General features: G+C 54.4%; 14 protein-coding genes. 4 read left to right on the top strand and 10 right to left on the bottom strand.

Annotated elements, in window-relative coordinates; all coding sequences use genetic code 11:
• The first annotated feature begins 61 nt into the window (after window positions 1-61).
• Window positions 62-574, top strand: coding sequence for a peroxiredoxin (locus tag CCY01nite_RS24740; RefSeq protein WP_246130041.1), 513 nt, complete (start codon window positions 62-64; stop codon window positions 572-574).
• Window positions 575-632: 58 nt separating this feature from the next.
• Here the strand turns inward: CCY01nite_RS24740 and CCY01nite_RS24735 are convergent, their stop codons facing one another.
• The 7 genes from CCY01nite_RS24735 to prfB form a co-directional block, all read right to left on the bottom strand.
• On the bottom strand, window positions 633-2,264 hold the full coding sequence (locus CCY01nite_RS24735) for a SusD/RagB family nutrient-binding outer membrane lipoprotein (RefSeq protein ID WP_146867245.1): 1,632 nt from the start codon (window positions 2,262-2,264) through the stop codon (window positions 633-635).
• Window positions 2,265-2,298: 34 nt separating this feature from the next.
• Window positions 2,299-5,415: a SusC/RagA family TonB-linked outer membrane protein gene (locus CCY01nite_RS24730; protein ID WP_146867244.1), complete on the bottom strand. Its 3,117-nt coding sequence runs from the start codon at window positions 5,413-5,415 to the stop codon at window positions 2,299-2,301.
• A gap of 102 nt (window positions 5,416-5,517) precedes the next feature.
• Window positions 5,518-8,820, bottom strand: coding sequence for a SusC/RagA family TonB-linked outer membrane protein (locus CCY01nite_RS24725; protein ID WP_186831249.1), 3,303 nt, complete (start codon window positions 8,818-8,820; stop codon window positions 5,518-5,520).
• A gap of 145 nt (window positions 8,821-8,965) precedes the next feature.
• Entirely contained in the window at window positions 8,966-10,228 is a 1,263-nt protein-coding gene (locus CCY01nite_RS24720) for a FecR family protein (protein ID WP_186831248.1), read from the bottom strand.
• A gap of 36 nt (window positions 10,229-10,264) precedes the next feature.
• Entirely contained in the window at window positions 10,265-10,882 is a 618-nt protein-coding gene (locus CCY01nite_RS24715; RefSeq protein WP_146867241.1) for an RNA polymerase sigma factor, read from the bottom strand.
• Window positions 10,883-10,894: 12 nt separating this feature from the next.
• Entirely contained in the window at window positions 10,895-12,526 is a 1,632-nt protein-coding gene (gene pruA, locus CCY01nite_RS24710; protein WP_146867240.1) for an L-glutamate gamma-semialdehyde dehydrogenase, read from the bottom strand.
• A 26-nt stretch (window positions 12,527-12,552) separates the two neighbouring features.
• Window positions 12,553-13,651, bottom strand: a protein-coding gene (prfB, locus tag CCY01nite_RS24705) for a peptide chain release factor 2 (RefSeq protein ID WP_146867239.1) whose coding sequence is annotated in 2 segments (ribosomal slippage) — window positions 12,553-13,590 and window positions 13,592-13,651 — 1,098 coding nt in all. Because the reading frame shifts where the segments join, the coding sequence is not laid out codon by codon here.
• Window positions 13,652-13,789: 138 nt separating this feature from the next.
• Here prfB and CCY01nite_RS24700 point away from each other — a divergent pair.
• The 3 genes from CCY01nite_RS24700 to pgi all read left to right on the top strand — a co-directional run bounded on the left by CCY01nite_RS24700 (window position 13,790) and on the right by pgi (window position 16,953).
• Window positions 13,790-14,386: a MuF-C-terminal domain-containing protein gene (locus tag CCY01nite_RS24700; protein ID WP_146867238.1), complete on the top strand. Its 597-nt coding sequence runs from the start codon at window positions 13,790-13,792 to the stop codon at window positions 14,384-14,386.
• A gap of 86 nt (window positions 14,387-14,472) precedes the next feature.
• On the top strand, window positions 14,473-15,282 hold the full coding sequence (locus CCY01nite_RS24695) for a TspO-related membrane protein (RefSeq protein WP_146867237.1): 810 nt from the start codon (window positions 14,473-14,475) through the stop codon (window positions 15,280-15,282).
• Between the two features lie 45 nt (window positions 15,283-15,327).
• Window positions 15,328-16,953: a glucose-6-phosphate isomerase gene (pgi, locus tag CCY01nite_RS24690; RefSeq protein ID WP_146867236.1), complete on the top strand. Its 1,626-nt coding sequence runs from the start codon at window positions 15,328-15,330 to the stop codon at window positions 16,951-16,953.
• 280 nt (window positions 16,954-17,233) lie between these two features.
• On the opposite strand, the gene CCY01nite_RS24685 is transcribed toward pgi, so the two are convergent.
• The 3 genes from CCY01nite_RS24685 to CCY01nite_RS24675 form a co-directional block, all read right to left on the bottom strand.
• Window positions 17,234-17,671 carry a DUF3276 family protein gene (locus CCY01nite_RS24685; protein ID WP_146867235.1) on the bottom strand — a complete coding sequence of 146 codons (438 nt, stop codon included), beginning with the start codon at window positions 17,669-17,671 and terminating at the stop codon, window positions 17,234-17,236.
• A 164-nt stretch (window positions 17,672-17,835) separates the two neighbouring features.
• The gene (locus tag CCY01nite_RS24680) at window positions 17,836-19,632 is read right to left on the bottom strand and encodes an ABC transporter ATP-binding protein (protein WP_146867234.1); all 1,797 of its coding nucleotides are present in this window, start codon (window positions 19,630-19,632) and stop codon (window positions 17,836-17,838) included.
• 99 nt (window positions 19,633-19,731) lie between these two features.
• Window positions 19,732-21,438: a chloride channel protein gene (locus tag CCY01nite_RS24675; RefSeq protein WP_222614495.1), complete on the bottom strand. Its 1,707-nt coding sequence runs from the start codon at window positions 21,436-21,438 to the stop codon at window positions 19,732-19,734.
• Between the last annotated feature and the right edge of the window lie 62 nt (window positions 21,439-21,500).

Genomic DNA, 21,500 nt, shown 5'->3' with positions numbered 1-21,500 from the left:
TATGTTTTAACATTTCGGTATGAGCCGCCTTTTGTAGCTTTGGTAAAGAAAATTTTCCATCATGAAAATCATACGAACCATGCTGCTGACATTAGCCATATTCGGCTTTGGGGCTTCCGCGAAGTCACAGGTCGCCAACGGCACCAAGGTGCCGGACTTTGAGCTGAAAGACCAGGACGGACGGAATTTCAAGCTGTCCGACGCGCTGGCCAAAGGGCCTGTGGTTGTTTATTTCTATCCGAAAGACGATACGCCCGGCTGCACCAAGGAGGCTTGTTCCTTCCGCGATTCCTTCGAGCAATTCAAGGATGAAGGCGTGCAGGTGGTAGGCATCAGCGCTGACGATGTGGCCTCTCACAAGAAATTTGCGGAGAAATACAAACTGCCGTTCACCTTGCTCAGCGATGAGGACAATAAAGTACGCAAGCTTTTTGGCGTACCGAAAACGATGATGATGCCCGGCAGGGTAACTTATGTGCTGGATAAAAACGGCGTAGTGGTGCATCAGTTCAACTCGATGACCAAGGCCGAACAGCATGTGGAAGAAGCGATCGCAGCAGTGAAGAAAATGTAAAACAGCATCGCCTCCGGAGAACCGGAGGCGATCTTTTGTTGTGACCTTGTGAAAGAAATTATTTTTTATCCCACCATACTTTCGTGCCGCCGTTATCGGGGCCGTCGAGCATCGTGAGCGCTTTCGTATATCCACCCTGGTTACTGTTCCTGAATTTGGAAGGAATGGGCAGGCGGTTGATGAAACCGGAGATCGTGCCGTTGCTGTTGTTCACCACCACGGGGAAGAGCTTGGGGTAGCCGGTGCGCCGGAATTCCGTCCAGGCTTCCTGGCCGTCCGGGTACAGCGCGATCCATTTCTGCGTGATGATCCTTTCCAGCTTTCTTTCATCTGTATCAGCGGGGTTCCATTGAATGGTAATGGTGCTGAGGTTGGCGTTGCCGGCGGGAACGTTGTTCGCGTTGGCTACCATCGATTTGGGATCAACATATGGCGCGGCGGTGGCAGTGCTGTTCTGCAGATAAGCAGTGGCCGGCCCTGCACCCCATTCTTCAAACGACTTTTCTACGCCCGTTTCATAGTTGATCTTCGCTTCTCCCGCATTGGCCCAGCTCCGCAGTGCGGCTTCCGCTTTCAGGAACCAGGCTTCCGCCGCGGTCATCACCTTGGCTTTGGCTTTCAGCCGGTCGAAGTAATTGGCAGACGCGGCCGAGGCGATGGGTTTGGAATAGCCGGAGTACCGTGATTTGTCATCAATGGCCACGCCGTTGCGGATGCCGATGAACTGCCCGCTCACAGCGGCGTCAGACGCCGGGGTCATGTACCGGGTGATGCGCGGGTCGCCGTAGCCCTGGAGCAATGAAGCCAGGGGCGCACCCGTACGGATGTCGCTCCAGTCTTCAATGATCACCACGATGGGGCTTTCAGATCCGTAATCCACGAGGGCGTTGTCCGCATTCTCTTCCAGCAATCCGCCGTTGGCGGGATCTAACGCCTTCTCTCCTTCTGTTTTCGCCAGCGTGGCGTCTGCGTAAACGATCCGCAACGCCAGCCGTAAACGAAGCGTGTTGGCGAGCTTCAGCCATTTTTCGGGATCTCCGCCGTAGATGAGGTCTGCGTTCTTGAATGCACTGGTCACTGTTTTTGTACCGCTGACATAGGGTTTCAGTTTTTCCACCGCTACGTCCAGGTCTGCAAAAAATGCTTTGAATCCGTTTTGCTGCGAGTCAAAATCAATGGACAGGTCGGCGTTCGGCTTGCTGTATTTCGTGTAGATCAGCGGCCCGAAGATGTCTGCCACCTTGTGCATTTCCATCACCTTCAGTACCAGCCCGAGCGCGTCGGTATCGTTGAAGTCGATGCCTTCATATTCCGGCTTGAACTTCTCGTAGTCCGCCACGCCCTGCATCACGCCGTCGTATGCAATATTCAGTATCCATTCGTTCCAGCCGTCCATCATGAAGTAGTTGCTGTTGTTGTTGCCGCCGTTGAACGGTGTGGGCGTCATCATGTAGCCGCTGTAGATGTCAGAGTTCAGGTTGCGCTGCAGCTGGTATTCCCAGTTGATGTAATGGTGGAAGCTGCGTTGCGCGTTCTGCAGCGGAAGCGCCAGCGCCTTGAAATCCGCCAGGAACACATCGGGCTTCACGCCCGCGGGATTGGTGTTGATATCCTTGAAATTATCGGTGCAGGCCGTTGTCATCAGCAGGCAGGCGGCTATCAGCAACGGAAGTTTTTTATGCTTGTTCATATATTCATACAATTGGTCATAAAAAATGGGTGTCTCAGAAGGAGCATTTCAGGTTCATACCAATGCTCCGGGTAGCCGGCAGGCCGAATGCGTCGATGCCTACGCCGCCGGCGTTCACGCCTGCCACCTGTTCGGGATCAAACGGCGCTTCGCGCTTGAAGAAGAACAGGTTGTTGCCGATCAGGCCAAGGCGGAGATCTTTCACCGCGTTCCCTTTCAGCGGCAGCTTCCAGGCAACGGACAGTTCCCGGAGGCGGATAGCCGTGGCGTCGAAGATGTACGCAGCACCCGCCGGCGTTTTGCCGCCGATGTGCTTGTAATAGGTCTGCGCGTCTACGGTACCGCTCCATGCATGGCCGTTCTCGTCCACCGCATTGGCGATGTTCACGGTGCCGCCGTTGTCACGCGCTTCACCAGTGCGTTTGCTCACGCCGAGCTGGTCAAGATATCCTTCTGTGATGCTGAACACCTTTCCACCAAATTTACCATCTATCAGCATACCGATATATACATTACCAATGGAGAAAGTGTTGTTCCAGCCCAGTATGAATTTCGGATTGGGATTGCCGAACAGGCTGTCTATCAGCACCGGCAGATGCGTGGTGCTGTTCACCACTACCCTGCCCTGCGGGTCGCGCTGGAAGGTGCGGCCGTAGAAGTCGCCGAAGGAACCGTCCAGCTTCAGCGCGGTATATTCGCCGCTGCTTTTCAGTTTGTAGATCGATGCAGCATTGGCGCCTTTTACGATGGCGGGGTCAAACAGCTCCACGATCCTGTTCTTGTTCCGGGAGAAATTCACCGTGCTCGTCCAGTTGAATTTGCTGTTATTGAACACCTGGTAGGATACTGATGCTTCTATACCCGTATTCTGGATGTTGCCGGCGTTGATGTCGCCTTTGGTGCTGGTGCCGATCAGCAGGTCTATGCCGCTGAAGTACTGGTGAATGATGTTGGATTTGTACCAGGTAACGTCAACGGACAAACGGTTATTAAGCAGGCTCCACTGTGTACCGATCTCGATGGATTTGTTGCGCTCCGGCTTGAGGCCGAGGCCCAGCGAATCCGGCGCGGGCTGGCTGGCGGGAGGATTGGATACGCCGCCGGTGGTGAAGGTGTACAACGGATAAGTGCTGTTGGCTGCTACGTCGTTCCCTACTACGGCGTAGGAAGCCCGCAGCTTGGCGAGGTTCACGGCCGCGGGCAAGCGGAAGATGTCGTTCAGCACGGCGCTCAGGCCAACGGAATAGTAATTGTAGCCGCGTTTTTCCGTGGGCGTGAAAGCGAGTGTGGACGACCAGTCGTGGCGGTCCGCCAGGTCGAGGAACAGCATTTCCTTGTAGTTGAATTGCAGGCTGCCGAACAGGGATTGCAGCTGGCGGTGGGCGGTGGGACTGCCTTCCGTGGTATTACGGATATCGATGTTGGCTTTGTCCAGCGCGGATTCCAGGAAAACGTTGGGAACGGTGGGCGAACCGGCTACGGTGATGGTCTTCGCCTGCTGGTCCTGTATGGAGGTACCCGCGGTAAAGCCGATGCCCCAGTCGCCGCCGATCTTCCGCTCGCCGGTCAGCAGCAGGTCGCCATACAGCGAGCGGCTGGTGCTGCGGCTGCTGAACAGGTTGCCGTTGGCGCGGGCAAGGGTGGATTGTGTGGTGGCGAACATGTGCCGTTCATATTCATTGATGAAATGACTGATGTTGCCGCGTGTCTGCAATACCAGCCAGTCGTTCAGCAGGTATTTGAGCGATACCGCGCCGTAAACGTTCTGGTTGCGGTTGTCGGCAGGATTACGGTGCAGCGTCCAGTACGGATTCTGCTGGTAATCCTGGCCGCCCCAACCGCCTCCGTTGGCAAGGTCTTTATCGTAATTGATGTTCCACCAGTTCTGCGCGTACAGGTAACGGGCGGGTGAAAAATATTCGTATTGTTTGTAATCGTCGAAGTTCTGCCCGCGTGGGAACAGGTACAAGCCGGTCAGCGGGTTGAAGTAGATGCCCGGCGTGAGGCGGTTGTGCGCCTTTTGCAGGGAGCCCATGAACGTACCGTCGAAGATCAGGCGGTCGTTCAGCAGCTTGCTGCTTTGCCGGAAGCTGAGCGTATGCTGCTTGTAGCTGCTGGTGGGCAGTACGCCCTTATTGTCCGTATTGGAATAGGAAAGGTAGTTGGATGATCTTTCGTTGCCGGTTTGAAAGCTGAGGCTGTTGATGAAGGTAAGGCCGGTCTGAAAGAAATCCTTTACATAATCCTTGTCCGGCTGCGTAGCGCCTTTTGCGCCCCAGCTGTCGTCGCTGCCGGGCGCTGATGCGGTGGGCGCGGTCGTTTGCTGGTAGTCATGCTGCAGCTCCGGCAGTACGTTCACACGGTCCACCGTCATGCTGCTGGAAAAGTCGATCTTGCTGATGCCGTTCTTTCCTTTTCTTGTGGTGATGAGCACTACGCCGTTACTGCCCTGGCTGCCGTACAATGCGGAGGCGGAGGCGCCTTTCAGCAGGTTGATGCTTTCGATGTCGTCAGGGTTGAGCGTGCTCATGATGTCGCCCGCATCGGGGGCGTTGTTATAAAGGCCGGCATCGGGACCGCCGATCTGGTTGATGATCGGCAGGCCGTCTATTACATAAAGCGGCTGGCTGTTGCGGGTGGATTTATCGCCGCGCAAAACCATTCTCACGGAACCGCCCGCACCGCCGGAGGTGCGGTTCACCTGTACGCCGGCTACCTTGCCGTTGAGGCTGTTCAGCACGTTGGTGTTCTTTACTGTAGTGAGGTCGCTGCCGGAAACGGACTGCATGGAATATGTAAGGCTGCGCGCTTTGCGCGTGATGCCGAGGGCGGTAACCACTACGCCTTCGAGCTGCTGCACGTCGGGGTCCAATACCACCGATACTTCCGCGTCGGATGCGCCAACGCTGATCCGCCTCGTGGCGAATCCCGCGGAAGATACTTCAAGGGTCACTGTTCCCGCGGGAACGGCAAGCGTAAACCGGCCTTCTTCGTTGGCGATAGTGCCGGTACCTGTACCCTGCACACGTACGGTGGCCCCGATCAGCGGCGAGCCGGTGCTGTCTTTGACCACGCCTTTTACCTGGCGCGTCTGGGCCATCATGGGCAGGGATAGGAAGAGTAATACAACAGAAAACAATAAACGCATCATACGTTAGATTTTTGGTTGAACAATGATCATAGACACGTGGACCTTATTTGTAGTAAAGACTCGCTGATAAAACAGAGGTACCTATTGTTTTTTCAAAAAAAATCAGTGCGTGTACTTCAGCGTAATGCCCATGCTGCTGCTCATGGGCAGGCCGAATACATCCACGCCCACGCCTACGGGGTTTACGCCTGCTACCTGTTCGGGGTCAAAAGGCGCATCGAGTAAAAAGAAGAAAAGATTGCTGCCGGTGAGGCCGACCTGAAGCTGCTGTAATGCCGGCCGCCGGAAGGGCAGCTTGCAGGAAAAGGATATTTCCCGCAGGCGGATGGCCGTGGCGCTGTACATATATTGTTCCATTACCGGCGTTTTGCCGCTGGTTTGCGCAAAATATTCCCGCGCCGGGGTTTTTTGCTGCCAGGGGTGCCCGTTCTCGTCCACCGCATTTTCTATCGTCATATAACCGCCTTCGTCGCGCAGCCGCCCGGTTTCAGCGCTCACGCCCATCTGATCGAGGAAGGCATTGGTGAAGCTCAGCACCTTGCCGCCGAATTTTCCATCGATCAGAAAGCTGAAAGAAAAATCACGGAAGCGCAGGTCCTGCTTCAGGCCCACGGAAATACGGGGATTGGGGTTGCCGAGATATTGCCCGTTCTCATAATAAGGGATGCCCGTGGCGGAATTGATGACGATCCTTCCCTGCTCGTCCCGGCGAAAGCCTCTGCCGTATATATCGCCGTAGGCGCCGCCTTTTTTCAGGATGCCGTCTTCCGCCCCTGATCCGCCGGTTAAGCGGTATTGCTGGTTGGACGCATAATCTACCACTCCATAATCGAACAGCTCTATCACGCGGTTGCTGTTATGATAGAAATTCAGCGTGCTGGTCCAGTTCCAGTCCGGCCGGTCTATCAGCTTGCCGCTGAGCATGATCTCCAACCCTTTGTTCTGGATGTTGCCGGCATTGATGTCCGCCAGTGTACCGGGACCGGCCAGCAGGCTTACGCCGCTGAAATACTGGTGAATGATATTGGATTTGTACCAGGTCACGTCCAGCGAAAGCCGGTTGTCGAACAGCTTCCAGTGGGTGCCGATCTCTAATGACTTGTTGCGTTCCGGCTGCAGCTCAATGCCCGGCACGCCCACCACCGGCCGGCTGACCGGCGGGCTGGACACGCCGCCGCCGAGGAACGTATACAGCGGATAGGTGCTGAAGGGCGCAATATCGTTTCCCACGATGGCGTAGGACGCGCGCACTTTCGCCATGTTGATGAACGGCGGCAGCTGTATCCATTCATGCAGCATGGCGCTGAGGCCGGCGGAATAATAGTTGTACCCGCGGCCTTCCGTAGTGGTGAAAGCCAGTGTGGAAGACCAGTCGTGGCGGTCGGACAGATCGAAGTACAGCTTGTCCCGGTAGCTGAATTGCAGGCTGCCGAATACGGATTGCAGCTGGCGGTTGGTGGCGGTATTGCGGATGTCTATCGTGGCGCGTTCGAGCGCGGATTCGAGGAAGACGTTGGGTACGGACGGAGAGCCTTCAATGGTGGTCACTTTTCCCTGCTGGTCCTGCACGGAGGTGCCGGCGGTAAAGCTGACGCCCCAGTCGCTGCCAAGGCGCCGTTCGCCGGTGAGCAGCAGGTCGCCGTACAGGGCGCGGTTATTGGTGCGGCCGGAGAAGTAGTTGCCGTTGGCGCGGGCGAGCGTGGCTTGCGTGGTGGCATGGATGCGGCGTTCGTACTCATTGAGAAAGTAGCTCACGTTGCCGCGCGCCTGCACGGAAAGCCAGGTGTTGAGGATGTATTTCAGCGATACTGCGGCGTACACGTTCTGGTTGCGGTTCTCTGATGCGTTGCGGTGCAGCGTCCAGTACGGGTTCTGCTGGTAATCCTGGCCGCCCCAACCGCCGCCGTTGGCAAGGTCTTTATCGTAGTTGATATTCCACCAGTTTTGCGCATACAGATAACGGGCGGGAGAAAAATATTCGAACTGCTTGTAATCGGAAAAGTTCTGTCCGCGCGGGAACATATACAGTCCGGGTAAAGGATTGAAATAGATGCCGGGGTTGATGCGGTTGTGCGCCTGCTGCATGGCGCCGATGAAAGTGCCGTCGAAGTGCAGGCGGCCGTTCAGCAGCCTGCTGCTTTGCCGGAAGCTGAGCGTATGCTGCTTGTAGCGGCTGGTGGGCAGTATGCCTTTGTTATCGGTGTTGGAATAAGAGAGGTAGTTGGAGGAATGTTCGTTGCCGGTTTGCAGGCCGAGGCTGTTGATGAAGGTGAGGCCGGTCTGGAAGAAATCCTTTACATAATCCTTGTCCGGCTGCGTGGCGCCTTTTGCGCCCCAGCTTTCGTCGCTGCCGGGCGATGATTCCGTGGGCGGGGTGGTTTGCAGATAATCGTATTGCAGCTTCGGTAATATCTTCGCCTTTTCTACGGTAACGCTGCTGGAAAAATCGATCCGGCCGCCGCCGTTCTTTCCTTTTTTTGTGGTGATGAGCACTACGCCGTTGCTGCCCTGGCTGCCGTACAAGGCGGATGCGGAGGCGCCTTTCAGCAGGCTGATGCTTTCAATATCGTCCGGGTTGAGGGTGCTGATCACATCGCCGGCGTCGGGAATTTCGTTGTACAGCCCCGCGCTGGGGCCGCCTACCTGGTTATACACGGGCAGGCCGTCTATCACATAAAGCGGCTGGCTGTTGCGGGTGGATTTGTCGCCGCGCAATACCATTCTCACCGAACCGCCCGCACCGCCGGAGGTGCGGTTTACCTGCAGGCCGGCCACTTTACCGCTCAGGCTGTTCAGGATGTTCGTGTTCTTGACGGTGGTGAGGTCGCTGCCGGCCACTACTTCGGTGGCGTAGGTGAGGCTCCTGGATTTGCGGGCGATGCCGAGCGCGGTGACTGTAAATTCGGCGAGGCTGCTTTCGTCCCTTTCCAGCGATAGCGAAACGAATAACACGCTGTCGCTAACCTGCAGCTTTTTTTTCAGGGTGCGGAAACCGATGAAGGAAACTTCGATGGTACAGGGGCCGTGGAGTATATTTTTCAGCGTGAAGTTACCGTCCTTGTCCGCCAGCGTACCGGCGCCATGTTCCCGGACCATGATGCTGGCGCCGGGCAACGGTGTACCGGTATCGTCCACCACCTTTCCGCTTATTTTCGCAAGCACCGGTAACAGCTCCTCCCCTGTTTTTTTACGGATGACGATGATCCGGTCGGTGATCACCCAGGTGAGTTTCGTATGTTGCAGACTGGCCGCCAGCGCATCTTCCAGGCTAACGTTCTTCACATCGATCGTAACCGGTCTTTCATTTTTGAGCAGCTTGTTATTGTAGAGCAGCGAATAGCCGCTTTGTTGCTGGATGGCAGCGAAGATATCGCACAACGGCGCATTTTCATAAACGAGTGTCACACGCTGCGAATAGACATCAGTGGATAAACAGAGTAAACAAAAAAGTAAACGTGTAAAATTCCGCCTCATGTGAAGGTGATTTTCCTATACTCCTACATGCAGCAGCAATATCCTCTTTTTTTGAGGAATTTTCGAGGATTATTATTTATTGGGTAACGATGAGCTTGTTGCCTTCGAGGGTGCAGTGCACGCCGCCTTCACGCAGGGCGGTCACAACGCTGGACAGGCGGATGTTCCGGTCTATCTTCCCGCTCAGTTCATACCCGGTGGGTACGCCGTTGAACACCACTTCAATATTGTACCAGCGGGAAATCTCCCGCAGCAGGGTGGTTGCGTCGGCGCCGCTGAACTGGAAATACCCGTTCTTCCAGGCTACGGCTTCTTCGGTATTGGCGTTCCGCACGAGTTTTGCGGCGGCGGCTTTTTTATCGAATATGACCTGCTGGCCGGGTTGCAGCCGGTACCGGGCGTCGCCGGCCAGCACCTGTACTTTTCCCTGCAGCAGCGTGGTCTTCTGCCATGTTTCATCGCTGTAGGCGGATATATTGAAGCGGGTGCCGAGCACCTGTATGGTGGTTTGCGTTGTTTTTACGATAAAGGGCTGCCGGCTGTTCTGCGCTACTTCAAAATAGGCTTCGCCTTCCAGCTCCACTACCCTTTCGCTGCCGTTGAAGTCTACCGGGAATTGCAGTGACGAGGCGGCGTTGAGCCATACGCGGGTGCCGTCCGCCAGGTCTACCTGGTATTGCCCGCCGCGGGGGGTGGATACTTTGTTGCGCAGCGCAAGGCCGGTGGCGGTGACGTTGCCGGGCTGATATACCAGGCGGCCTTCGCTGGTTTTGATGATGTTGGTGTTGCCTTGCCGGGTGATGGTGTCCGGATGTTGTTCGTCGAGTGCCACGGTGGCGCCGTTCGCGAGGGTCAGCAGGGCTTTTTTGCCGCCGGGGAGCGCTTCTGTGGCCGGTTTATCCGGGGTGGTGCTCACTATGGCGGGTGGTGCGGGGGATGGTTGGCGGAGGAGGAAATACGCGGCTCCTGCCAGCAGTAAGATGGCGGCAGCGGCGGCGATCCTGCCGTAGCGTTTGCGGGGGGAAAGCGGGAGTATTTTGGCGGGGGCTTCATCGGCGGGCTGATGGATGTTTGCGGGTGCTCCAGCTGCGCCGTGTTGCCGCAAGTCTACGGCTTCGGCTGCACCGCTTTGCGGCTGGTCAATGACCCTGCCGGCTTCCAGAATTTCCGCCATCATCGCATTCGCGCGTGCTTCCCCGGGCAGGGCAATGCCCTGCCGGCGCTGCTCCAGCCATTCTTCCATGGAAGCCGTGACCGAACCATCCGGGTCCCGGTCCAATGCATCGGCAAGCTCCTGCAGCTCCTCTCCGGTAGCCTGCCTGGCGTGTGCCCGCTCCATGATTGCTATGATCCGCTCTTTATTCATTAATTACGCTCATACTAAAGACTGACAAACGCTAAAGTAGTACCTATAATTCAAAAATATTATTGCCGCGGCAAACAAAGGTGAATAACCGGCCTTTTCCAGGGCGGCGCGGATGAATTTCAGGGCGCGGACCATGGTGTTCTTTACGGATTGTTCGGAGAGTTCCATGAGCCCGGCTATTTCGCGGGTGTTGTATCCTTTTTCCCTGCTGAGCAGGTATACTTTTCGTTGCTGGGGAGGCATCTGTTCCACGGCCTGGCGAACGAGGCGGACGATGGCTTTACAGGTGAGCGATTCTTCCGTTGCGCTGTTCGTGAGCGGGGCGCGCAGCTCCGCGGAGATGGCTTCGGCGGCCTTCCGGTGCGTTTTCAGGTTACGCAGGCCGGTCAGGGATTTGTAGTAAGCGATGCGAAGCAGCCAGGCCCGGGGATGGCCGATGCCCGGCAGTTTCGCACGATGCGTCCATACGCTTAAAAATGTATCCTGCAGAATGTCTTCCGCCATATCCGCGTCTTCCACCATCCGGAAGATCATCGGATATACCTGGGGCATGTATAAGGTGAACAGTTCCCGGAAGGCCCGTTCATTGCCGTCGGCTATTTGCTGGAAAAGTTCTTTTTCATTCAACGTTACGGAATACTATGCTTCCTGCAGGAAGGGATATCTGTAATCTGTTGGCGGCACCAGCGTTTCCTTCACCGTTCTGGCGCTTAACCAGCGGTAGAGGTTCAGCTGGGAACCGGCCTTGTCGTTCGTGCCGGATGCCCGCGCGCCGCCGAAAGGCTGCTGCCCTACTACGGCTCCTGTGGGCTTGTCGTTAATATAGAAATTGCCCGCCGCATTCCGGAGCTTCGTGGTCGCCAGCTCCAAAGCATAGCGGTCCTGCCCCAGTACCGCGCCGGTCAGCGCATAGGTGCTGGTGCTGTCCACCACTTCGAGCGTTTCTTCGAATTTCTCCGCGTCGTACACGTAGATGCTGAGCACGGGTCCGAAGATCTCTTCGCACATGGTGATGTATTTCGGGTCGGTGGTTTCTATAACGGTCGGCTCGATGAAATATCCTTCCGACTTGTTGTAATTACCACCCGCGATGATCTTTGCGGACGGGTCTTTCTTCGCGTTATCTATATAACTGGCGATCTTGTCGAAAGACTTTTCATCGATCACCGCATTGATGAAGTTGGAAAAATCTTCCGTTGTGCCCATCTTCATGCTTTTCAGCGCGGCGGTGAGCTTTGTTTTGATCTCTTCCGCGATGTTGGAAGGAAGATAAGCGCGGGAAGCGGCGGAGCATTTCTGGCCCTGGTATTCGAAAGCGCCACGCGCCAGTGCGGTCACCACTGTGTCCACATCCGCGGATTTATGCGCGATCACGAAGTCCTTGCCGCCGGTTTCGCCAACAATGCGGGGGTATGTTTTGTATCTGGCGATATTGTTGCCGATGGTCTTCCACATGGTCTGGAAAACGCCGGTGGAGCCGGTGAAGTGAATACCCGCGAAGTCGGGGTGTGCAAAGCACACATCACCGATGGTGGGTCCGCTGGCATATACGAGGTTGATCACACCGTCAGGCAGGCCGGCTTCCATCAGCACCTTCATAAAGAAGCTGGCGTGGAACACCTGCGTGTTGGCGGGCTTCCATACCACCACGTTGCCGCACATGGCCGCGGAGGTGGGCAGGTTGCCGCCGATGGCGGAGAAGTTGAAGGGGGTTACCGCCAGCACGAACCCTTCGAGGGGGCGGTATTCCAGGCGGTTGTGCACGCCGGGAGAGCTGATGGGCTGCTGCCGGTAGATCTCGGTGAGATAATGCACATTGAAACGCAGGAAGTCGATCAGCTCACAGGCGCTGTCGATCTCCGCCTGGTAGGCGTTCTTGCTCTGTCCGAGCATGGTGGCGGCATTGGTATGCGCGCGGTATTTGGTGGCCAGCAGCTCGGCGGCTTTCAGGAAAATGGCGGCGCGGTGCTCCCAGGGAGTGTCCGCCCATTGCTGACGCGCGGCGAGCGCGGCGTTGATGGCGTCTGTAACATGACTGGCGTCTCCGGCATGGAAATGCCCCAGTTTGTGTTTGATCTCGTGCGGGGGACGGATGTCTACCGTTTTGCCGGTGCGTACTTCCTTTCCGCCGATATACATGGGGATGTCCTGTTCCGTTGCTTTGAACGCAGCCAGTTGCTTTTTCAGGGCGTCCCTTTCGGGAGAGCCCGGAGCAAAGCTCATGACGGGTTCATTTGCAGGATGTGCAAAGTTAAAATAAGCATTGTGCATGGCTGGATCTTGTTGTTGTTTGGTGTTTATTGAATTTTCTCGTCTTCCTTCTGCATCATCAGGTATGCTTTGATAAAGCCGTCCAGTTCGCCATCCATCACGGGCTGTACGTTGCCTACTTCAAACTCTGTGCGGTGATCCTTGATCATCTTGTAAGGATGAAAAACGTAGGAACGTATCTGGGAGCCCCATTCGATCTTGCGTTTATTGGCGTTGGTGGCGTTTTTCAGTTCTTCGCGCCGGCGGATCTCTTCTTCGTACAGGCGTGATTTCAGCATGGTGAGCGCTTTGGTGCGGTTCTCGCCTTGTGTGCGCGCCTGCTGGCACTCGATGATGATGCCGGAGGGGATGTGCTTCAACCGTACGGCCGTTTCCACCTTGTTCACGTTCTGTCCGCCCTTGCCGCCGGAACGGTAAAATTCCCATTCCAGGTCCGCGGGGTTCACGGCCACTTCGATCGTATCGTCTACCAGCGGGTATACAAATACGGACGCGAACGACGTATGCCTGCGGGCGTTGGAATCGAACGGCGAGATGCGCACGAGGCGGTGCACGCCGCTTTCCGCTTTCAGCAAGCCGTAGGCAAATTCTCCGTCGAACTCCAGCGTGGCGGACTTGATGCCCGCGCCGTCACCATACTGCACGTCAATTTCACTGACTTTCCATCCCTGTTTTTCTCCGTACATGCGGTACATGCGCAGGAGCATTTCTGCCCAGTCCTGGCTTTCCGTACCCCCGGCACCGGAGTTGATGGTCAATACAGCAGGCATTTCATCCTCGGGCTGGTTCAGCGTGCTCTTGAATTCCAGCTCGTCCAGCGCATCGAGCGCATGGGCATAAGCCGCATTCACTTCTTCTTCCGTCGCTTCCCCCTCCTTCTGAAAATCAAGCAACACCGCGCTGTCTTCGATCGCGGTCTTTACCTGCTCATAAAGGTCTACCCAGAATTTATTTACCTTAATTTCTTTCAGGATAGCAGTGGCCCTTTCATTGTCGTCCCAGAATCCGGGCGCAAGCGTCATCTGCTTATCGTTTTCGATTTTGTCTATGCGGTCCTGTACGTTAAAGAAAACCTCCCAGGACGTACAGACGGTCCCTCATAGCCTTCAATTGTTCTATAGTCATAGGGCGCGAAGTTAATTAAACCATCACGAATTAGCAATTGTAGTTTATGCGATGATATCCCTTTAAAGATTTTTTGTGTTTTCCGTTGAATGCCCGTTATTTGCCCAAATTTTATTTTTTGTTTGTTAATCCAGCAAGATGGAGAGTTTCAAAAATGCAGGAAACCCGGAACCGGGTTCCTATATTCAGAGCATAAGAGATATTTGTAACACTTATAATGAAAGGCTCAGGCTGATCCTTCGCGGCACCAATGACAATTATGCCCCATTGGAATTGGGAAATCCCTGTCAACACCTTCTCAATTGCGGCATTCCCGACCTGCCCCTTCAAATTTCGGTAAGACGCCTGGTAGATAAGAAATTGCAGGCCAATCACCCTTTCTCCCTGGTTTCAGTGGCACACCTGCCGGCATATTTAAACGATCCTATCGCTGTATTCCAAAGCAAAACACGGCAGGAAATAAAAGTAATTCTAACAGAAATGGAAGAGCGCGGGATCAACTTTGTTGTTGCACTTGAACCGCAAAAATTAAAAGGAAATCAGGAGGTGAATGATATCAGAAGCATCTATCCCAAAGATAATGTAAAAGAGATCTTACGCTGGATTGCAGAGGACGGGCTGCTGGAATATTGCCATAAAGAAAAAATCCTTAATTGGATTGGCAAACAACAGTCCTATTCCGTTGAGGTTGCCAATCTAATTAAGGACTGTACAAAGATAGTAAAATCCATATAAAATGCAGCAAAAAATTTACACTCCTTTCAAATCGGTTGTCAATTGGAGGGGTTTTTGCGGACAGAAAGCCGTAAATTACTATGGCTATGGAAACAATCATCAACATTCCCCGCTACCGTCAGCGGATCATCTTCAATGTGGTGGGACTGCTGATAGTGATAGCTGTAAACGTGCTTTCTTCCACCGGCAGGTTGAATAACAAAACGGCGGGCGAACTGTCTGAAAAATACCCCAACCTGTTCGTTCCCGCCGGTGTTACTTTTTCCATATGGGGCCTTATTTACCTGGCGCTCGCCGGCTTCGCGGCGTACCAGCTCTGGCTTGCGTTCAGCAGGGACCATGAGCTGGAACTGGAGGCTTTTGTGCGGCGGATGCGGGGCTGGTTCCTGCTGAATTGCCTGGGCAATACCTGCTGGCTTTTTGCCTGGCATTATGAATGGCTGCCCCTGTCCATGTTCTTCATGCTGGTGATCATCGTCAGCCTGATCATGATACACCGTAATTTCCGTATTGCGCATTCGGGGGCTTCGCCGCGGGAGAAGCTGTTCATTCATTTTCCTTTTGGCGTTTACTTCGGCTGGATCAGCATTGCTACCATCGCCAATGTAACGGTGCTGCTTATATCGCTGGGCATACCGGGCTTCGGGCTTTCCGGGCTGACCTGGACGGTGAGCATGATGTGCCTGGGCACGGTGCTGGCGCTGTTCATGATCCTCCGTTTTAACAATATCTACTATGGCCTGGCCTGTATCTGGGCTTTCTATGGCATTGTGCTGAAGCAGGATGCCGCCGCGGGTACCGACCCCGCGATCGTGGTGTCTACCGGCACGATCGTCATTGCCGTGCTCGGCCTCGCCGTACTCCTGCAACTGCTACGCAAAAAAGCGATTGTGTAAGTGAAACCCCATCCGTATTTTTGATCGAATTTAATCTGACCAATAATGTTCCCATCCGTACAACCGACTGCTACAAAAGCCTGGCAGCAACTGCAGGCGCATGCCGCTGACATGCAAAAGACGCATATGCGCCAGCTGTTCGCAGAAGACCCGCAACGCTTTTCGGCTTTCTCGCTGCAATTCGAAGACATACTGTTCGACTATTCCAAGAACATCCTCACTCCCCGCACCCTGCAGCTTCTGCAGGAGCTGGCGCGTGAATGTAAACTGGACGAAGCCGTGAAAGCCATGTTCGGCGCAGAAAAGATCAATGCCACCGAAAACCGCGCTGTGCTCCACACCGCGCTCCGCAACCGCTCCAATCAGCCGGTGCTGCTGGACGGAAAGGACGTGATGCCGGAAGTCAATGCCGTGCTGCAGCAGATGGAAGATTGCTGTAAACGTATCCATTCCGGCGCCTGGAAGGGTTTTTCGGGTAAGCGTATCCGTTATATCGTGAACATCGGCATCGGCGGCTCCGATCTCGGCCCCGTGATGGTCACCGAAGCGCTGCGCCCCTACTGGGTGGAAGGTATTCAGACCTACTTTGTATCGAATGTGGACGGCACGCATATTGCGGAAACGCTCAAAAAAGTGAAAGCGGACGAAACGCTGTTCCTCATCGCTTCCAAAACTTTCACCACGCAGGAAACCATGACCAACGCACATTCCGCGCGTACCTGGTTCCTCTCGCAGGGCGGCAGTGAAAAAGATATTGCGCTGCATTTCGCCGCTTTGTCCACTAACGAAAAAGCGGTAAAAGAATTCGGCATCGATACCAAGAACATGTTCGCTTTCTGGGACTGGGTGGGCGGCCGTTATTCCCTCTGGTCCGCCATCGGCCTTTCTATTGCGCTGACCATCGGATTCGATCATTTCTCCGCGTTGCTGGCCGGCGCGCATGCTACAGACCAGCACTTCAGGGATACGCCGTTCGAGCGCAACATTCCGGTGATCATGGCGCTGACTGGACTGTGGTATGGTAACTTCTTCGGCGCGGATTCAGAGGCCATCCTGCCTTACGATCAATATATGCACCGCTTTGCGGCTTACTTCCAGCAGGGCAATATGGAAAGCAACGGCAAGTATGTGGACCGCACGGGCGAGGCTGTTGCGTACCAGACGGGCCCCATTGTGTGGGGAGAGCCGGGCACGAACGGGCAGCATGCTTTCTATCAGCTGATCCACCAGGGCACCAAAATGATCCCCTGCGATTTCATTGCCCCGGCCATCAGCCATAACCCGCTTAGCGATCATCATCCCAAACTGCTGTCTAACTTCTTCGCACAAACGGAGGCGCTGATGAACGGCAAAACAGCTGAGGAAGTACGTGCGGAAGGCACACCCGAAGAGCTGGTGCCCTACAAGGTATTCACCGGCAACCGGCCTACGAACTCCTTCCTGCTGAAGCAGGTAACGCCCCGTTCCCTCGGTGCGCTGATCGCGCTATACGAGCACAAGATCTTTGTGCAGGGCGCTATCTGGAATATCTATTCGTTCGATCAATGGGGCGTGGAGCTTGGCAAGCAGCTGGCGAACAAGATACTGCCGGAGCTGAGCGGAAATTCGGCGGTTACCTCGCATGATTCTTCTACGAACGGGCTGATCAATGCTTACAAAAGCATGCGTTAGCTGATAATATTTTAGCGGTTTACAAGACCTGCATCGGCCTTACACTATTTTAACAAAAAGTCCCTGATCCATTCTTAAAACGATTAAAAGAAGATCAGGGACTTTTCGTATCTATGGGTATGCCATGGATATGCTATGGATCATCCATGGATAATCCCCCGGTCATCTATGGATAAACCCCGATTCATATCCGGTTTTCAGGCAGATGAGGGCATAAAAAAAGACCTCTGGCATTACCAAAGGTCTTGAATATCGTATCATAAAGCTGGCAGGGAGAAAATTACCACTTGTCCACATCTTCACCGGAGGAAGCCGGTGTTTCAGCGGCATCAACGGTTACTTCTGCTTCTGCCCTGGGAGCGGGAGCCGCAACAACTTCTACACCTTCACCATCCTGCTCGTCCTCACGGCTTTCAGAATAGTCGTGATTGTAAGCATCAAAATCGAAATCGGGCATCAATTCTGTTTTCACATAATTGATGGTTTCGGTTAAAGCGTTCAGGAACTTGTTAAAGTCTTCTTTGTACAGGAATACTTTATGCCTGTCGTAACCGTTATCGTTGAAACGCTTTTTACTTTCGGTGATAGTCAGAAAGTAGTCGTTCCCCCGGGTAGTTTTTACATCAAAGAAATAAGTTCTTCTTTTGCCCGCTTTCAATCTCTTGGAAAAGATGCTGTCGTTGTTTCTTTCCTGTTGATTGTTGTTTTCGTACGCCACAGTTGATAGATTTAAGTGTTAACGAATCAAATCCTGTTTGAATGATCAATAATCAACAAATATACTATTGTTTTACAAATATCAAAATAATTTTAAATGATTTTGAAAAATCATCTTATATTTCGCGCAAAGCTTGACGGGTGCGCAATCTGGCGGCACAAGCCCTATTCATTAACACTCTCCTCTTCACCGGTTTGCTGACGGGCGTAAAGCTCTGAATAGTAGCCGTTTTTAGCCAGCAGCTCTTCATGTGTGCCGGTTTCCACCATCCTTCCTTCATCGAGCACAATAATGCGGTCAAATGTAAACAGGGCGAATATCCGGTGGGTGATGATAATGGCCGTTTTATCCTGCAGATAGGCGTAGAGGTTACCGATGATCTCTTTTTCGGTGCGGGCGTCCACGGCGGATAAGCAGTCGTCAAACACCATGATGTGCGGATCGCGGATCAGCGCGCGGGCAATGGATACGCGCTGTTTCTGCCCGCCGCTGAGCGTAACGCCGCGCTCCCCTACCACGGTATTGAAACCATCGGGGAACTGCAGGATGTCTTTCTCCACAGAAGCCTGCCTGGCTGCCTGATGCACGGCTTCTTCCGTTGCCGCGGGCTCGCCGAAGCGGATGTTGTTGCTGATGGTATCGGAGAACAGGAATACGTCTTGCGGTACATAGCTGATCTGGTTGCGGAGCTGCGACAATTTGAGATCGCGGATGTCTGTTCCATCGATTTTCACCTGCCCCTGCTGCGGGTCGTACATGCGTATCAACAGCTGCGCCAGCGTGGATTTTCCGGAGCCTGTGCGGCCGATGACGGCTACTTTCTGGCCGGGCCTGATGGTCAGCTCAAAATCTTTCAGCGCCTGGATGCCGGTATGCGGATAGGTAAATGAAACACCGGAAAAGTGGATCTCCCCTTTCAGCGTCATGTCCTTTGCGTCCGGCGCATCCTGTATGCCGGGCCGCTCGTCCAGAAATTCATTGATCCGCTGCTGCGATGCCGCGGCGCGCTGTATCATGGAGGCTACCCATCCGATGGAAAAGAACGGGAACGTGAGCATGTTCACATACAACACAAACTCCGCGAGGTTGCCGATGGTGATATTCCCTTTGATCACCTGCACGCCGCCGATATAGATGGTCAGCAGCACGCTGAGGCCGATCATCAGCGCCATCGCGGGCTGGTATAATGCGTCTGTTTTAGCAAGACTGATAGAGCTTTGCTTGTAGGCTTCGCTGGCCTGCTCGAAATGCAGGGCGCTGGGCTCTTCCTGCACGTATGATTTGATCACGCGGATGCCGGAGTAAGATTCCTGCGCCACGGAAGTGATGTTGGATAATTGCGCCTGGATGCGCTCGCTTTTTTTGTGGATCACGCGGTTGACCAGGTAGATGGTGATGGCCAGCAAAGGCAATGGCGACAGGGTGTAGAGCGTGAGCATGGGGTTCACGGTCCACATGAGCCAGATGATCATCACCATCATGATCACGGTACGTGTGGCGTACATCAGCGCCGGCCCAACGTACATGCGTACACGCGAAACATCTTCCGTGATGCGGCTCATCAAGTCGCCGGTGCGGTTCATCTTGAAAAAGTTCAGATCGAGGCGCTGGTATTGCTGGAAGATCTCGTTCTTCAGGTCGTATTCAATGTAGCGGCTCATCACAATGAGGGTCTGCCTTTGCAGGAACATGAAGAAGCCGCTCAGCAATGCAAGCCCGAGAATGGAAAGTCCGTAGAAGGTGAGCGTACCGGAGAAGCCGGAGCGGAAAGCGCCGTTCAGCGCAGTGTCTTCCAGCATGCGGTAGTTGCGGATATTCTGGTCCAGCAGGTCAAAGATCTGCCGGACCAGGATGGGCTGAAATACGCTGAACACAATGGATACTGCTGTGAAAAGCGTTCCCAGTAAAAACCGCCATTTATATTTTACGAAGTATTTGTTTAAAGCTGCGAGGTGTTTCATCTGTTCTTTCGGTCTTTGCAAATGATCAAATGTAACCGCGCATCACGGTTACATCATGACTTTACAAATGTAGGCATTTTAGATTCCTCGGCTACCGCTTTATTCGTGTTTGCCGCCTAACAGATTTTTTCCGCGGAGGATGAGCTTGTATCCTCTGCGCCTCACCGAAATAGCGCGCTGGTATTGCAGGTTGCTCATGCGGTGTTTGCGGTATGCGGCAAAGATCGATGTGGCGGTGAGCAGCCCTTTTACTTCCTGCTTGTTTTCCTTGTTCACAACGAGTATCTGTGAAAGACCATAGCGGCCCATGATGTCCATCGCAAGGCTGAGGCTGCTTTCGGGATATACGTAGATGGTCTGGTATTGTATGGCGGCGGGATCTTTGGCGGGCTCCATCACGTTTTCCACTCTCAGCGCCTGCAGCACGTCCGGCTCATACGCATCTGGCGTAGGCACGCCCCTGCGCTGAATTTTTTCGGTCATGATCGATCCTTTCATCAAAAAGAAAGAAACGAAATAGGACGCTGTGCAGGCTGCGAGCAAAGGCATCAATCCGTGCGGCTGCATGGTGCATTCAAACGCGAATATGATGGACGTGAGCAATGCGCGTGCCGCGCCCGCGAACATGGCGGCCATGCCTATCAGCGCGCAGGTGGGCAGGTTGATATGCGCCTGGGGGAACAGGTGTAACACCAGCATGCCGAGGCCCACGCCTGTTGCGCCACCGATGGTCAGCAAAGGCGCCAGCGTACCGCCGGAAGTGCCGCTGCCGAGGGAAATGGACCAGGAGATGAACTTCAGGAAACACAGGCCCAGCACCATTTGCAGGGGCAGGGAGCCGGACAGCAGATGCGTGATGTTCTCATACCCTACGCCGAGCGTATACGGCGCAAAATAGCCGGTCACGCCAACGGCGATGGCGCCGATCGCGGGCCACCACATCCAGTGTATGGGCAGATGCTCGAACATATCTTCTATGAAATACACACTTTTTGAAACGAGTGCGGCGATGACGCCGATCATCACGCCGAGGCCCAGGTACCAGAGCATGTCCTGCCAGGTAGGCGCGGGAATGGCCGGCATGTGGAATACCGGCGCGGTGCTGAACAGCAGGTAGTGCATAGCGGTGCCGGTGGCGCAGGCCAGGGCAACGGGGATGATGGAACGGGGCGAAAATTCGAACAGCAGCAGTTCTATGGCGAGCAACACCGCCGCGATTGGCGTACCGAAGATGGCGGCCATACCGGCCGTAGCGCCCGCTGTGAGCATGATCTTGCGCTCGTTCGGGGTAATATGCATGATCTGGCCGGTGAACGAACCAAAGGCGCCACCGGTGGAAATGATCGGCCCTTCCGCGCCGAACGGCCCGCCCGTGCCGATGGAAAGCGCGGCTGACAACGGCTTGAGCCAGGTAATAATAGGTTTGATGCGGCTCTCGTTCGTCAGCACCTGTTCCATGGCCTCGGGAATACCATGCCCGCGGATAGCGGACGATCCGAGGCGCGCCATGATGCCTACGATCAGTCCACCTATAACCGGCACCACGATCACCACCAGGCCGAGCGTATTGGTAGCGGGACTGTTTTCCGCGAATGAAAATGTTCCATGAAAAGAAAGGTTGGTAACCAGGTTGATCAGGGCCACCAGCCCTTTTGCAACAAAACCGATGACAATGGCGTTGACGATCACCTGCAGGCTCAGGAAAAATACTCTTTTGGACACGACGGTTGTTGCCGGTTCCGCGACCATATCCATGTTGTTTTCCAGCGACGGCGCAATGGAAATGGCCTCATCTTGACGACTCATACTTATAGTTATTTGCTTGCAAAAGTATTATTTATGCAATACTTTTGACAATATTTCTTTAC

Source organism: Chitinophaga cymbidii (genome assembly GCF_007992715.1).
GTDB classification, from domain to species: domain Bacteria; phylum Bacteroidota; class Bacteroidia; order Chitinophagales; family Chitinophagaceae; genus Chitinophaga; species Chitinophaga cymbidii.
Note: the sequence above shows the minus strand (reverse complement) of the source record. Positions and strands in the feature narration are given on the sequence as shown.